Annotated in this window: 12 protein-coding genes, 1 tRNA gene and 2 pseudogenes; 5 read left to right on the forward strand and 10 right to left on the reverse strand. The window is 64.0% G+C overall.

Going from position 1 to position 14,225, the window contains the following annotated elements:
• Positions 1 to 89: 89 nt before the first annotated feature.
• Positions 90 to 1,874, forward strand: coding sequence for an acyl-CoA dehydrogenase family protein (locus ACNJYB_RS04275; RefSeq protein ID WP_439372850.1), 1,785 nt, complete (start codon positions 90 to 92; stop codon positions 1,872 to 1,874).
• Positions 1,875 to 1,950: 76 nt separating this feature from the next.
• Positions 1,951 to 3,039: a Zn-dependent alcohol dehydrogenase gene (locus tag ACNJYB_RS04280; protein ID WP_439372851.1), complete on the forward strand. Its 1,089-nt coding sequence runs from the start codon at positions 1,951 to 1,953 to the stop codon at positions 3,037 to 3,039.
• A 42-nt stretch (positions 3,040 to 3,081) separates the two neighbouring features.
• On the opposite strand, the gene ACNJYB_RS04285 is transcribed toward ACNJYB_RS04280, so the two are convergent.
• The 7 genes from ACNJYB_RS04285 to ACNJYB_RS04315 form a co-directional block, all read right to left on the reverse strand.
• The gene (locus ACNJYB_RS04285; protein ID WP_018643355.1) at positions 3,082 to 3,435 is read right to left on the reverse strand and encodes a nuclear transport factor 2 family protein; all 354 of its coding nucleotides are present in this window, start codon (positions 3,433 to 3,435) and stop codon (positions 3,082 to 3,084) included.
• 421 nt (positions 3,436 to 3,856) lie between these two features.
• A complete protein-coding gene (gene mbfA, locus ACNJYB_RS04290) occupies positions 3,857 to 4,828 on the reverse strand; it encodes an iron exporter MbfA (protein WP_439375461.1) in 972 nt (323 codons plus the stop codon).
• Between the two features lie 67 nt (positions 4,829 to 4,895).
• A complete protein-coding gene (locus ACNJYB_RS04295) occupies positions 4,896 to 6,044 on the reverse strand; it encodes an alpha/beta fold hydrolase (protein ID WP_439372852.1) in 1,149 nt (382 codons plus the stop codon).
• An 85-nt stretch (positions 6,045 to 6,129) separates the two neighbouring features.
• Positions 6,130 to 6,999, reverse strand: coding sequence for an MBL fold metallo-hydrolase (locus tag ACNJYB_RS04300; protein WP_439372853.1), 870 nt, complete (start codon positions 6,997 to 6,999; stop codon positions 6,130 to 6,132).
• 17 nt (positions 7,000 to 7,016) lie between these two features.
• Positions 7,017 to 7,628, reverse strand: coding sequence for a glutathione S-transferase family protein (locus ACNJYB_RS04305; protein ID WP_439372854.1), 612 nt, complete (start codon positions 7,626 to 7,628; stop codon positions 7,017 to 7,019).
• Positions 7,629 to 7,793: 165 nt separating this feature from the next.
• A complete protein-coding gene (locus tag ACNJYB_RS04310; protein WP_212342270.1) occupies positions 7,794 to 8,636 on the reverse strand; it encodes a fumarylacetoacetate hydrolase family protein in 843 nt (280 codons plus the stop codon).
• 146 nt (positions 8,637 to 8,782) lie between these two features.
• Complete coding sequence (locus tag ACNJYB_RS04315; RefSeq protein WP_439372855.1) at positions 8,783 to 9,634, reverse strand: MBL fold metallo-hydrolase; 852 nt, start codon at positions 9,632 to 9,634, stop codon at positions 8,783 to 8,785.
• A gap of 138 nt (positions 9,635 to 9,772) precedes the next feature.
• On the opposite strand from ACNJYB_RS04315, the gene ACNJYB_RS04320 reads away from it, so the two are divergent.
• The gene (locus ACNJYB_RS04320) at positions 9,773 to 10,249 is read left to right on the forward strand and encodes a DUF3775 domain-containing protein (protein WP_439372856.1); all 477 of its coding nucleotides are present in this window, start codon (positions 9,773 to 9,775) and stop codon (positions 10,247 to 10,249) included.
• A gap of 212 nt (positions 10,250 to 10,461) precedes the next feature.
• On the opposite strand, the gene ACNJYB_RS04325 is transcribed toward ACNJYB_RS04320, so the two are convergent.
• Both ACNJYB_RS04325 and ACNJYB_RS04330 read right to left on the reverse strand, forming a co-directional pair.
• A complete protein-coding gene (locus ACNJYB_RS04325) occupies positions 10,462 to 11,244 on the reverse strand; it encodes an SDR family oxidoreductase (RefSeq protein ID WP_439372857.1) in 783 nt (260 codons plus the stop codon).
• A 130-nt stretch (positions 11,245 to 11,374) separates the two neighbouring features.
• Positions 11,375 to 11,887: a CvpA family protein gene (locus tag ACNJYB_RS04330; protein WP_439372858.1), complete on the reverse strand. Its 513-nt coding sequence runs from the start codon at positions 11,885 to 11,887 to the stop codon at positions 11,375 to 11,377.
• 120 nt (positions 11,888 to 12,007) lie between these two features.
• Here ACNJYB_RS04330 and ACNJYB_RS04335 point away from each other — a divergent pair.
• Positions 12,008 to 12,688, forward strand: a pseudogene (locus tag ACNJYB_RS04335) (SDR family oxidoreductase).
• A 209-nt stretch (positions 12,689 to 12,897) separates the two neighbouring features.
• On the opposite strand, the pseudogene ACNJYB_RS04340 reads toward ACNJYB_RS04335, so the two are convergent.
• Positions 12,898 to 13,371 (reverse strand): annotated as a pseudogene (locus ACNJYB_RS04340) (aldehyde dehydrogenase family protein); the annotation flags it as partial.
• Positions 13,372 to 13,695: 324 nt separating this feature from the next.
• Between ACNJYB_RS04340 and ACNJYB_RS04345 the strand changes: the two are divergent.
• Positions 13,696 to 13,772: transfer RNA gene (locus ACNJYB_RS04345), tRNA-Met, on the forward strand.
• The last annotated feature ends 453 nt before the right edge of the window (positions 13,773 to 14,225 follow it).

Consider the following 14,225-nt stretch of genomic DNA (forward strand, 5'->3'; position numbering starts at 1 on the left):
TTCCTGGCTGGAGCATGATCGACATCATCCAAAGCGGCAAGCGCCAAAACAGCCAAAATGTCCGCGGGATGGAAACGAAGAGGACGATCATGGTCAAGCCGGTCACAGCGCAGCCAAGAAATGCCTCGGCCGAGCCATCCGGCCTGCTGGCACCCGACACCACCGGCATGAATTTCTATCGCGCCGATCCGGCGCTCACGGACCTGCTTCGCATCCATCTGCCGGACAATCTGTTCCGCCACATCGAGCCGCATCTCGATCGCCTCGGCGAGCTCGCCGGTGGCCGGCTCGACGAGTGCGCGCGGCTAGCCGACCGGCACACGCCGGTGCTGCATCAGCGCGACAAGTTCGGCCGCGACGTGCAGTCGATTGAATATCATCCGGCCTATCGCGAGCTGGAGAACGCCGCGTTCGGCCAGTTCGGCATCCACGCGCTCTCGATCCGCAAGGGCATCATGGGCTGGCCGGACAAATATCCCGTCGTTGCCAAGCACGCCTTCACCTTTCTGTTCAACCAGACCGAGTTTGGCATGGGCTGCCCGATCAACGTCACTGACGGCTGCGCGAAACTGCTGGCGAATTTCGGCAGCGAGGCACTGAAGGCGAAATATCTTGATGGCCTGACCTCGACCGACATGAGCAAGCTGACGCAAGGCGGCCAGTTCATGACCGAGAAGGAAGGCGGCTCCGACGTCGGCACGCTGACCACCCGCGCCGTGCAGGAGGGCGATCATTGGCGCCTCTATGGCGAGAAATGGTTCTGCTCGAATGCCGATGCGAAAGTGGTGATGCTGCTGGCGCGCCCCGAAGGCGCAGGTCCGGGCACGCGCGGCGTCGGCCTGTTCCTGATGCCGCGCTTCCTCGACGACGGCTCGCAGAACCACTACCGGATCGTGCGCCTCAAGGACAAGCTCGGCACGCGCTCTATGGCTTCGGGCGAGATCAAGCTCGAAGGCGCGATCGCCTATGCGGTCGGCAAGCTCGACCGCGGCTTCGTGCAGATGGCCGAGATGGTGAATTCCTCGCGGCTCTCCAATGGCGTCAAATCCACCGCGCTGATGCGCCGGGCCTATCATGATGCCATGACCGTGGCGAAGAATCGCGTCGTGTTTGGCCAGCGCATCATCGACCTGCCGCTCGGCCGCCGCCAGATGCTGAAGATCATGCTGCCGGTCGAGCAGGCGCTGTCGATGAGCTTTCTCACCGCCGACGCGCTCGACCGCGCGGAAGCCGGCAGCCAGTCTGCCGCAGCGCTGCTGCGCATCCTGACCCCGACACTGAAATTCCGAGCCACGCGCGATGCGCGAAAAGTCTGCGGCGATGCGCTCGAGATGCGCGGCGGCATCGGCTACATTGAGGAGTTCGCCACTGCCCGGCTGTTGCGCGATGCGCATCTCGGCTCGGTCTGGGAAGGCACCGGCAACATCGTCGCGATCGATGCGCTCCGGCGCGCAGTCGGCCGCCACGGCGCGGAATCCGCGCTATCAGCCGATCTGCATGCCCGGCTCGACGACAGCGCCGCGGTGCCGCAAGCCTGGCGCGACAATCTGCGCGGCCTTGTCGATCGTGCAGTGGGCTTCGCGCGCGAGGTCGCGGGCAAGTCAGAGAACGAAGCCGATGCGCGCCGCGCAACGAGCCTGCTCTATCATGTCGGCAGCGCGGTCGCACTCGCCTGGGAAGCACATCGCATCCACGAGATGCGCGGCGACGCGCGCCGCCTGCTGTTGTCGCGCCTCGTGATCGACCACCGCGTCTCGCCGAGCGGTCCGTTCCGGCTGACGGAAAATGCCGCGCAGGCGAAGATCGCCGCATTGCTGCTCGGCGATCGCGATGCCGGCATGAGCGAGGTTGGCGAACTGGTTCTGGCAGCGTAGGCTCTCCCTTCATCTCTCCCATTCGAGAGGTGAAGTTCCTGCAAGCAACGAAACAAAAACAACGAGGGAAACACCGATGAAGGCCGCTGTCCTCTATGAAGTCAACCAGCCGCTGGTCATTGAGGATGTCAGCCTGCCGAAGCCCGGCCCGCGCGAGGTCCTGGTCCGCACCGCTGTGGCCGGCCTCTGCCACTCCGACCTGCACTTCATGGAAGGACTCTATCCGCATCCGCTGCCGGCGGTGCTCGGGCATGAGTCTGCCGGCGTGGTCGAGCAGGTCGGCTCCGACGTGACTTACGTGAAGCCGGGCGATCACGTCGTCACTTGTCTCTCGGTATTCTGCGGCACCTGTGACAATTGCACCACCGGCCGCACCGTGCTCTGCACCGATGCGACGGTGAAGATGCTGCCGGGCGTCTCCAACCGCATGCAGTGGTCGAAGCCCGAGAAGCTGCACCAGTTTCTCAATCTTTCGTCCTTTGCCGAGCAGATGCTGGTGCACGAGAACGCGATCGTGAAGATCCGCAAGGACATGCCGCTCGATCTCGCCGCGCTGATCGGCTGCGGCGTCATCACCGGCTACGGCGCGGTGGTGAACACGGCGAAAGTGACGGCCGGCGAGACCGTGGCGGTGATCGGCTGCGGAGGGGTCGGCATGGCGGCGATCAACGGCGCGCAGATCGCGGGTGCCGGACGCATCATCGCCATCGACACCAATCCGGCAAAGCTCCAGCTCGCGACCAAGCTGGGCGCCACCGACATCATCAATCCTGCCGACGGCGACGTCGTGAAGCAGGTCCGCGACCTCACCAATGGCGGCGTGCATCACGCCTTCGAGGTCCTCGGCCGCAAGGAGACCGCGGAGCAGGCGTTCGGCATGCTCGCCGCCGGCGGCACCGCCACCATCGTCGGCATGATCCCGTTCGGCCAGAAGATCGAGCTGCACGGCTTCGATTTCCTGCGCGAGCGCAGGATCCAGGGCTCCTCGATGGGCTCCAACCATTTCCGCGTCGACATGCCGCGGCTGGTCGATTTCTATCTGCGCGGCCGGCTGCATCTGGAGGACTGGATCTCGGCCAAGCTGAAATTGTCGGAGATCAACGAGGGCTTCGCCAACATGAAGGCCGGCAAGACGCTGCGCAGCGTGATCGTGTTCGATAGTTGACGCTTCACCTCACCCCGCTCTTTGCCGGGAGAGGTGAAGAGCTCACCGCGACACGTGCGCCGACACGGCCAGCCATGTCCCGTTCTTCTTCGCCCAGCAATCGGTATACCGCCCCGTCGCCTGCTGACCGTCCGCCGTGGTGTAGCTGGTCGCGGCGTGGATGATCGCGAAGTCGCCCATGATGCGGATGATGACGTCGTACGCATGCAGGTTGCGGATCGCGATCGGCCGCGCCGTCTGCTCCAGGAAGGCGGCGCGATCGACCAGCGTCTTGTCGGGATTGGAGCAGTAGAACTCGGGGGCCAGGATCTCGTCGAAGCGCCTGACGTCGCAATTCTGAACGGAGGCGACGTAGTCGCGATTGAGCGCGGTGAGCTGTTCGAGGTCCTGGCTCATTGTGCTTCCTCCCTCTCTGTCATTCCGGGGCGCGCGGAGCGCGAACCCGGGATCGCGATGTTTACTCCGTCATTGCGCGCGCAGCGAAGATTCCATGGGGAGTGGATAGCGACCAGGTCTGAGGCCAGACTGAGGTTGCTACATCCATTCGACCTGAACTCCGTTCCGATCTGCCCAAGGCGCTTCTCCCGCTCTGGGTGTTGGAGGATGATGCGCAGTTTGGCCTAGCGCTGCAATCGATGTTTGATGGCGATTGACGTGTCTGACCGGTGGTCATCGGGTCGGCCGACAACAACGTCGGTGTCATCGCCCGGCTTGACCGGGCGATCCAGTACGTCGCGGCGGAAATGTGAACGAACTGCTGCCGCAGCGTACTGGATGCGCCGGTCAAGCCGGGGCATGACAGCCGAGTGTGGGGCCGCTACGCCGCGCCGATCAATATCCCCACCGCCAGCACGATGGCGCCGCCGAGAACGATCTGGAACACCGCCTGGAGGAACGGCGTGTCCATGTAGCGCGAGCGGATGAAGGCGATCGCCCATAATTCGAAGAACACGACGACGCAGGCGATTCCCGTCGCGATCCAGAACGCGTTGGCCCATGTGTCGGGCACCAGATACGGCGCGGTGTGGCCGAGTCCGCCGAGCGTCGTCATCGCGCCGCAGGTGACGCCGCGCAGCCAGGGCGAGCCGCGCCCCGTCAGCGAGCCGTCGTCGGACAAGGCTTCCGCAAAGCCCATGCTGATGCCGGCGCCGATCGAGGCGGCGAGGCCGACGAGAAACGTCTGCCAGTTCTGATGCGTGGCGAAGGCCGCCGCGAACAGCGGCGCCAGCGTCGAGACCGAGCCGTCCATCAGGCCGGCGAGGCCCGGCTGCACATATTGCAGCACGAACATGCGCCGGCGCGTGCGGTCCTCCTCGGCGCGCACGTCGGGCTTCAGGATCTCGTCGGTCAGCCTGGCGGCGGTGTGCTCGTGGCCCTTCTCGGCCTCGGCGAGGTCGCCGAGCAGCCGGCGCACATTGACGTCTTCGGCCTGCTCGGCGGCCTTGGCGTAGAAACGCTCGGCCTCGAGCTCCATGGTCTCGACTTCCCTTCGGATCGTGTCGAGCGGCAGGTTCTTGGTCAGCCAGATCGGCCGGCGGCGCAGAAAACCCTTCACGTCCTCGCGGCGGATCGGCGGCAGATGCTGGCCGAAGCGCTGCTCGTACATTTCCAGCAGCATGTGGCGATGGCCGCGCTCCTCCTCGGCCATCTGCTCGAACAGTTTTGCCGAGTCCGGATAGCGCTCCTTCAGATCCTCGGCGAAGGTCATGTAGATGCGGCTGTCCTCCTCCTCCGAGGAGATCGCGACCGCCAGCACCTCGCGCTCGGTCAGATCGGCAAAATTCTTCACGGCGGCCCTGTTTTTCAAGTTTAGAATTATTCTAAACTATATAGTGCGCCGCCGTTTCGGGGTCAAATCAGGCCTTGCCGGCCTTTGCGAGGAAGTCGAGCAGCAGCCGGCTCACCTCGGCTGGCTGCTCCTGCTGCACCCAATGGCCGGCGCCATCGACGAGATGGCAGCCGAGCATCTTCGTGCAGCCGCGTCCCTGCATCGCCTCGAATACGCCGGGGCGCTGATAGGTGCCCCAATCCTGCTTGCCGGAGATGAAGCAGGAGGGCACGTCGATGCTGCGACCGGCGAACAGCTGCATCTCGCTGTTGAGCATGCCCGACGTGCCGTAGCGATACCATTGCAAGCCCCCCTGGAATCCGGTGCGACCGTATTCGGCGCTGTAATAGGCAAGATCGCTGTCCGGCAGCCATTGGTTGGCGGCGATCGCGGCGGGCGACGGCATCTCCTTGGCGACCGTCTCGGCCATGGTCTCGTTCAACTCCATCACATAATAGCTCGGCAGCTTCGCCAGCTCGTCCGCCGTCCACGCCTTGAGCGGATATGGCTTGTTGTCGGTCCAGTCCGCGCTCTTGTGATGATAATACGCGCGCAGGAAATCATGCACGCCCTGCGGCGCGTGCTGCATGTCGTCGTTGGCCGGACGTGTCGAATAGTACCACTGATAATGCTTGCGCGGCCGTGGCAACCCGGCGAGCTCGCGATGCACGGGGTCTTCGGTTGGCGGCTTTGCCGGCGCATCGACCGTGTTGAATGGCAGCGGCGGCGCTCCGCCGAACGGCGCGCTCATCAGTGTCACCGAGCGAAACACGTCGGGCCGGATCAGCGCGCACCACGCCGCGACCGGGCTGCCGAAATCGTGCCCGGCGAGATCGACCTGCCTGTAGCCGAAGGCCGACACCAGAGCGAGCGCATCGCGCACGAGGTTGAGAAGAGAGAACGGCGCGAGATCGCCGTCATAGTCCGCGGTCCATCCCGTGGTGCGGCCATAGCCGCGCTGGTCCGGCGCGATCACGTGATAGCCGGCATGTGCGAGCGACGGCATCACCTTGCGCCAGGAGAAGGCGAGTTCGGGAAAGCCGTGCAGCAGCAGGATGCACGGCCGACCCCTGGTCTCGAACCCGGCTTCGAGCACATGCATGCGCAAGCCGTTGATGCCGTCGACATAGCGCGAGCGGATTCCCGCCGGGAGGGGAATGTCGGGAAGATCGGCCATCGTTTCCTCCGTGGGCGTCTCTTACCCCCGCCTGGAGAGGCCCCCTCCAGGGGAGGATGGGAGTTCGCGGTGCAACCGCCTTACATCAAACCGCCGCACACACGAACGCGTTGCCCTTGCGCTTGATCTTCCCCACCGACGGCGACGGAAAATGCGCGGTGCAGCACAGCGTGTCGGTCTCGCAATAGCGCTCCAGGAAGCTGCGGCGCGTCGTGGCCGCCCTGGCCGGATCGACGTCGAACTTGATCGACAGCTCCGGATAGAGCGTCTGCAACGGTGAGTGCATGAGGTCGCCGGAGAACACCGCGTCGTCCTTGCCGCGTCCCATCGTGACCGCGATATGTCCCGGCGTATGGCCCGGCGTTGGCAGGATGCGGACGTGATCGCCGATCTGGTGATCATTCCCGACGAGCTCGTGCCTGTTGGCCTCGACCACCGGCAGCACGCTGTCGACGAAAGGCGGAATCTCCGTCTTCGCATTCTCGGCGGACCAGTGGTCGTATTCCTGCCTGGCGAAGACGTAGCGCGCCTTGGGAAAGGTCGGCACCCAGCGGCCGTTCTCCAGCCGCGTGTTCCAGCCGACGTGATCCACGTGCAGATGCGTGCACATCACGAAGTCGATGTCGTCGACCGAAAACCCCGCGGCGTTGAGGCCGCGCAGATAGGTGTCGTCGGTCTTCATGTTCCATTTCAGCCGATTGGGGCGCGGCTTGTCGTTGCCGATGCAGCTGTCGATCAAAACGGTGTGGTGCGGCGTCTTCACCACATAGGACTGGAAGCACAGCATCAGCACGTCGTTGTCGTCGAGTGCCTTGGCCTGCCGCATCCATGCCCGGTTCTGGGTCAGCACCTCCGGTGTCAGCCCCGGCAGCATTTCCAGCGCCGGGACGAACGAGGTTTCCTGCTCGATGACGCGATGGATGGTGAGATCGCCGACCGCGTATTTCAGGCTCATGAGAACTCCCGCGTATGTTACGCCCGAGGCGGCACCGAGATCTTCACGGAGGGCCGCTCCAGCATCTTCTGATGGAAGGCGTCGAGCTTCGGATAGGCCTTGCGCCAGCCGCAATCGGCGAAGCGGAAGTCCGCATAGCCGAGCACGCAAACGAGGCCGATCTGCGAGATGTCGAACGGGCCGTTCAGCACCTCGGGCATGTTCTCGAAGCGCGCCATGCCGGTCCAGGCCCGGTTCCAGTGATCGTCCGACCACGCCTGCCACTGCAGGCCCTGCGGCCGCACCATCTTCTCGTATCGGCACAGCAGCATGGAATCGAGCATGCCGTTGATCAGCGAATGATTGGTCTTGGCCTCCCAGCGCCGCGGCCCGTGATCCGGGATCAGGCTGCCGCCGGCGATCTCGTTGAGATATTCGACGATGACGTAGGAATCCAGGATGACGTCACCGTCATTGGTGATCAGCACCGGCAGCTTCTTCAGCGGCGTGATCTTCGAATAGTCCTCGTTGGCGGTGCCCGGCGTCACGGTCGCGGGTGTCAGCTCGATCTTGTCGATCAGCCCGAGCTCGATCGCGGCGATGCGCACCTTGCGGGCAAAGGGCGAGGCGGGGGAGAAGGTGAGCTTCATGGCGAGCATCCCAAAATGAAAGCCGTGGTTCGTCATTGCGAGGAGCGAGGCGACAAAATTGCGAAGCAATTTTGCGCTGGAGCGACGAAGCAATCCAGACTGTCTCTGTAGGACGATCTCTGGATCGCTTCGCTTCGCTCGCAATGACGGGGAGAGGGCGGAGGCTTACGCCGCGACGATCTCCTGGCGCTGCTCGCCGAGGCCCTCGATGCCGAGCGTCACGACGTCGCCGACATTGAGGAAGGTCGGCGGCTTCATGCCGAGGCCGACGCCGGGCGGGGTGCCGGTGGTGATGATGTCGCCCGGCAGCAGCGTCATGAACTGCGAGACATAGGAGACGCACTTGGCCATGGAGAAGATCATGGTCTTGGTCGAGCCGGTCTGGCGGCGCTGCCCGTTGACGTCGAGCCACATCGACAGGTTCTGCACATCCTTGATCTCGTCCTTGGTCGCGAGCCAGGGGCCGACCGGGCCGAAGGTGTCGTGCGACTTGCCCTTGGTCCACTGGCCCAGGCGCTCGATCTGGAAGGCGCGCTCGGAGACGTCGTTGCAGACGCAATAGCCGGCAACGTAGTTCAGCGCGTCGGCTTCCGAGACGTATTTGGCGCGGGTGCCGATGATGGCGGCGATCTCCACCTCCCAATCGAGCTTGGTCGAGCCGCGCGGCTTCTCGACCGCGTCGTTCGGGCCGGAGAGCGAGGTGTTGGCCTTCATGAAGATGATCGGCTCGGTCGGGATCGCAGCGCCGGTTTCCTTGGCGTGGTCGCTGTAATTGAGCCCGATCGCGACGAATTTCGAGATGCCGGTGACCGGCGCGCCGAACCGCGGCTTGCCGGAGACGGCCGGCAGCGAGGCAGGGTCGAGAGCCGCCAGCTTCTTCAGGGACTCCGGCGAATAGGCCTCGCCCGTGAGATCCTTCACATGCGCCGACAGGTCGCGCAACTGGCCGGATTTGTCGATCAGGCCGGGCTTTTCCGCACCCTTTTCGCCATAACGTACAAGCTTCATTCTCGTTTCTCCCTGAAAGATGGACCGATCGGTTAACAGCTTCATGGAACAGCGCGGCGGGAAATTCAACCGCTCAAAACGGCGTGCATTGCAGCCCTTCATTCGGCAGGGTGGGTTAGTCGAAGGCGTCACCCACCCTGCGAAGCCTACGATTCCAGCGCCACAAACCTGAACGCGTCCCCATCCCGCTTGATATGTCCGGCCGAGAAATGTCCGCCGATCACCAGCGTCGGGGTGTCGGCAAAGCGCGAGAACACCTCCTGGCGGGTCGCCGCTGATTGGGCGGGATCGGTATCGACGACCGAGCACCAGTCGAGACGAGCCATCTGGCAGGGGTGATGGGCGACGTCGCCGCTGAGCAACGCCTGTTCGCCGCTGGATTCGATCAGGACGCTCATGTGCCCGGGGCTGTGGCCGGGGGTCGGGATCACGCTGATCTCTTCGCAAATCCGGTGATCGCTCGGGATCAGTTCGACCCGCCCCGCATCGAGGACCGGCTTCACGGAATCGTTGAACACCGCGACCTTGTCCGCCTCGGCCGTATAGTCGCGCCAATAGTCGTACTCGGTCTTGCCGAACAGATAGCGTGCGTTGGGGAAGGTCGGCACCCATCTGCCATCGACCAGCTTCGTATTCCAGCCGACATGGTCGACGTGAAGATGCGTGCACAGCACCGTGTCGATGCCGTCGGGGGGAAAGCCCGCCGCGATCATGGTCTCCAAGAACGGCGTGTTGCGGTTGTTCCAGACCGGGACGCCGCGGCCCTGCTTGTCGTTGCCGAGCCCGGTGTCGACCACGATGCGGCGCGTCGGCGTCTCCACCACCAGCGAGTGGATCGACATTTTCAGCCGGCCCTCTTCGGTGGCGAAATGCGGGATCAGCCAAGGCAGCTTCTGGATCTCATCATGGGTTGCGGCCGGCAGGATGAAGCGGGTCGAACCGACCGTCTCCATTTCAGCGAGTTTCGTGATCTTGACCTTGCCGACCGTCCAGTGCATCGGGCGTCCCCCTGTTCTTGTTTGCGCCTTCACCGTCTTGGCGCCGAAAGATGCGCATTTTCGGTCAGGGAGCGCAATGGATCATCTGGCGTGATGTTGCGTTATCCGGGGAACCGGAACCCGCGCCGAGGGGAGCCCATGCCAGAGCTTGCAATTTCCGCCGAGAAAGTCGCCTTCATCATCGAGAAGGCCCGCGAATTCGACGTCAAGGAAGGGGATGCCGATCCCGATTCGGGCTCGAATCCGAGCGATGACGACGCGGTCGATGTGCTCGAGGATGACGGCTCCGATCCCGTCGCCAGCGAGCTCGGCGGCTTCATCGTTGCCCTGAACGAGGACGAGCAGGTCGACCTCGTTGCGCTGACCTGGCTCGGTAGGGGCGACGGCACGATCGATGATTGGGATGACTTACGAGCCCGCGCGGTGGAGGCGCGGTCCGAGTATCGCAAGCCCCGGCACGAAACGGTGCACTATCTGCTCGGCGAGCCGATGCTGGGCGACCTGCTCGCCGATGGTCTCGATGCCTTCGGCATCGACTGGACCGACGAGCGCCTCACCGCCGATTCCTCCGATCCCAGCGAACGGGACGAGGACGAGCCGACGAAGCGGCGGTGATCTTGTTTACCTCGCCCGCTAGGTAGCGGGTCTCTCGCCTCTCCCCGCTTGCGGGAAGAGGCCGGATTGCATCGAAGATGGAATCCGGGTGAGGGGGAGTCTCCGCGAGTCCGATTGCCACCGTCTTTGCGGAGAGAGCCCCTGACCCAACCCTCTCAGCGCGAGCGAAGCTCGTCGCGGCCCCGTAAGAACGGGGAGAGGGAGAGGACCAGTTACAGCGTCCCCGGGAACGCGCCGCCATCGAGCAGGATGTTCTGCCCCGTGATGAAGCCCGCCTTGGCGCCGCAGAGGAAGGCGCAGGCATAGCCGAACTCGTCGGGCTGGCCGAAGCGTCCCGCGGGATTGAGCTTGGCGCGCTCGGCAAGGATCTGCTCGGGCGTCGTGCCGCGCTTGTCGGCCTCGGCCTTCGCGGTGCCGGTCAGGCGATCGGTCTCGAACGGGCCCGGCAACAGGCCGTTGATGGTGACGTTGTTGATCACTGTCTTGCGCGACAGGCCGGCGATGAAGCCGGTGAGGCCGGCACGCGCGCCGTTGGAGAGGCCGAGGATGTCGATCGGCGCCTTCACCGCGGCCGAGGTGATGTTGACGATGCGGCCGAACTTGCGCGCCATCATGCCGTCCACGGTCGCCTTGATCAGCTCGATCGGGGTCAGCATGTTGGCGTCGATCGCCTTGATCCAGTCGTCTCGAGTCCAGTTGCGGAAATCCCCGGGCGGCGGGCCGCCGGCATTGTTGATGAGGATGTCCGGATCGGGGCAGGCCTTCAGCACGGCTTCGCGCCCCGCCGGCGTCGTGATGTCGCCGACGATCTCGGTGACCGTCACATCAGGATAGGCCTTCCGGATCTCGTCGGCCGTCTTCTTCAGCGCTTCGGCGCCGCGCGCCGTCAGCGTGACGTGAACGCCGGCTTCCGCCAGCGAAATGGCACAGGCGCGGCCGAGGCCCTTGCTGGATGCGCAGACGATGGCGCGGCGACCTTTGATCCCAAGATCCACTGTTTCACTCCCGAAAATAGCAGGCTGGTTTTGGACTGGCCGCACTCTAGCCAATCGTAGTGTCGCTGATAAGGGATCGGCCCGCGTCAAAATGCATGCGCGCCGGCGCAAGCGATGCAAATGCGCCTGATCAGATCCGCCGCTCCTGCTTCAGGCGGTCGATCACGGACGCCGCCTCCGGCGGCAGTGACTTGACTCCCATCTGGCCGACCGTGGAGAACAACGGCCGCAGATGCGAGCCGGCGAGGAATGGCGGCTGGTGGTTGGCGGGCACGATCCGGTCGAACACCAGCACCAAGGTGGTGGCGACGAGGCCCACCCTGACCGCTCCGAGGGCGGCCCCGCCGAGCCGGTCGCCGATGCCGGCCTCACCGATGGTGTCGTTCAGCGCGATGCGGCCGATATGGCCGAACAGCATGCCGACGACGACGAAGATGCCGAAGAACCAGATCCAGTTCTGCAGCAGCGGCGCGTTCGGATTGCCTGCGATCTGCGGCGCGATCAGCGGCATCAGCGCGACCGCGATCGGCGCGGCGAGCAGATAGGCGAGAATGGTCATGACGCTGCGCAGCAGGCCGGTCCTGAAACCGAGGCCCACCGCAACGGCAAGCGCGGCGTAAACGGCAAGATCGAAACTGTTCATGAGCACAACCCAGGCTAGATAGAACGAATGAACGCCGGGCCGGTCGTTCCGGTTTCAGATCGTTAAAATCGTCTGTATTGATGGCTGCAAAAGACCAGGGGCACGCTCGAGGACATCGTCATGCCAGGCCTATTCGACGTCAGTAAGGAAACCATCCTCGTCACGGGCGCCAGCCAGGGGCTGGGGCGGCAGTTTGCCCGGGTGCTGGCGGCGCATGGCGCCGCCGTCGCGCTCGCCGTCACCGACACTGCCTCGATCGCGAAGGCCGTCGATGCGGCGGAAGCCGCGCTCGGTCCGGTCACGGTGCTGATCAACAATGCCGGCATCGCCATCGAGAAGCTCGCGACCGAGCAGACCGAGGCCGATTGGGATTCCGTGATCGGCGCCAATCTCAAGGGCGCCTATTTCCTTGCGACCGAAATCGCCCGCCGCATGATCGCGCGCAAGCAGGACGGAAACATCGTCAACATCGCCTCCGTGCTCGGCACCGGCGTGCTCAAAGCGGTCTCGCCTTACGCGATCTCCAAGGCCGGCATCATCCAGGCGACGAAAGCGATGGCGCTGGAGCTAGCGGGACAAAACATTCGCATCAACGCGCTCGCGCCCGGCTATATCGACACCGAGATGAACCACGCCTTCTAGTCGACGCCCGCGGGCGAGCGATTGACAAAGCGCATCCCCCAGCGCCGCGTCGGCGCCGAGTCCGATCTCGACGGCGCGATCCTGCTGCTGGCATCGAAGGCGTCGCGATATATGACGGGGAGCGTGGTGACGGTGGACGGCGGGTTCCTGCTGAATTGAGACTCCCTTCGCCTCTCCCCGCATGCGGGGAGAGGCCGGAATTTGCGTGAGCAAATTCCGGGTGAGGGGAGCCTCCGCGTCTCCAGATGTTGACACAGGTACAGCTCCATCCACATCGTCATTGCGAGCGCAGCGAAGCAATCCAGGCTGTAGCCGCGGAGGGTCTCTGGGTCGCTTCGCTGCGCTCGAACTGACGCGTCGTTCGCCCGTTACGACATCAACCGCATCAACTTCTCCAGCCGCGCAATCTTGCCGCCATAGGGCGGATAGAGATCGGCGAGGCGGTTGAACTTCGAGCGGTAGAACACCGGCTTCAGCTTGCTGAACGTGCGAAAACCCCATTCGCCGTGATAGACGCCGCTGCCGGATGCGCCGACGCCGCCCATCGGCTGGTTGATTTGTGCGAAGTGAAACAGGCAGTCGTTGACGGTGACGCCGCCGGAGATGGTGCGCGCCAGCACCTCGTCGCGGGCCACGCGGTCCTTGCCGAACCAGTACAGCGCGAGCGGCCGCTCGCGCGCGTTGACGAAGGCGATCGCCTCATTTGAATCGCGAGTGCCCAGCACCGGCAGCACCGGGCCGAAGATCTCCTCCTGCATCACCGCCATGGCTTCGGTCGCACCGAGGATCAGCGTCGGCGGGAATTTGCGGTGCGCCTTCCAGTTCGGATCGTCCGCCTTCGCCAGCGCGTGGTCCATGACCTTCTTCCTCAAAAGGCGTTTGCCCCGATTTTTGTTGCTGCAAGCTGGCGCTTTGCGGAACTTCTGGCAAGTCCGGGGCAAATCGACCGGAATCCGGTCCCTCTACCTGTCATAAAGTCGAAAAAAACGTCCGCGCAGCCCTTTCCAAAGGCAGCCCGCCTTGATACATACCCCCCGCACCCGACGGGCTTTGCCCCGGGTAGCCTTCCAAGGAAGCCTTTGGGACGGAAGAGAAAAGCCACGCGAACAGCGCCGGCCCTCATCCACCGTCCCCGGCTTTTCGACGAAGGCAAAGCGACGGTTTAACGCGGGGTGGAGCAGCCCGGTAGCTCGTCAGGCTCATAACCTGAAGGTCATAGGTTCAAATCCTATCCCCGCAACCAAATTCGGATTTTACCGGATCCGATACGAAAACGGCCCGCTCGATGCGGGCCGTTTTTGTTTTTGGAGCTGCCTCAGTCGCGCAGAGCCGCTCGACCAAATCGGCTTTCCCGGATGTCACCGCAATAGCTATACCGTCGCCATTGCCCCTGCCGTCCTACCTTCCATCAAGTGAGCTATCCGATGATCGAGGTCGAGCTTGTCAACGTGTTCACTCACTTGCGGCAGGGCGGCAATCCCTGTCCCATTGTCATCGATGCATCGAACCTTCCTGCTGCGGGGATGCAGTCGGTAGCTCAGCATTTTAAGCACGAGTCGGGCTTCGTTCTGCCGACGGCAGGCCCGTCGGCTGCCTGCTCGGAGGTTCTGTGGCGGCCGTGGAGTCGCATGTCTTGCAGCTCTGAGCAAACGAGGGCCGCGGCCGGTTGACACATCACTTCGCGCCGCGATCGCGA

Source organism: Bradyrhizobium sp. SMVTL-02 (genome assembly GCF_051853005.1).
Lineage (GTDB): Bacteria > Pseudomonadota > Alphaproteobacteria > Rhizobiales > Xanthobacteraceae > Bradyrhizobium.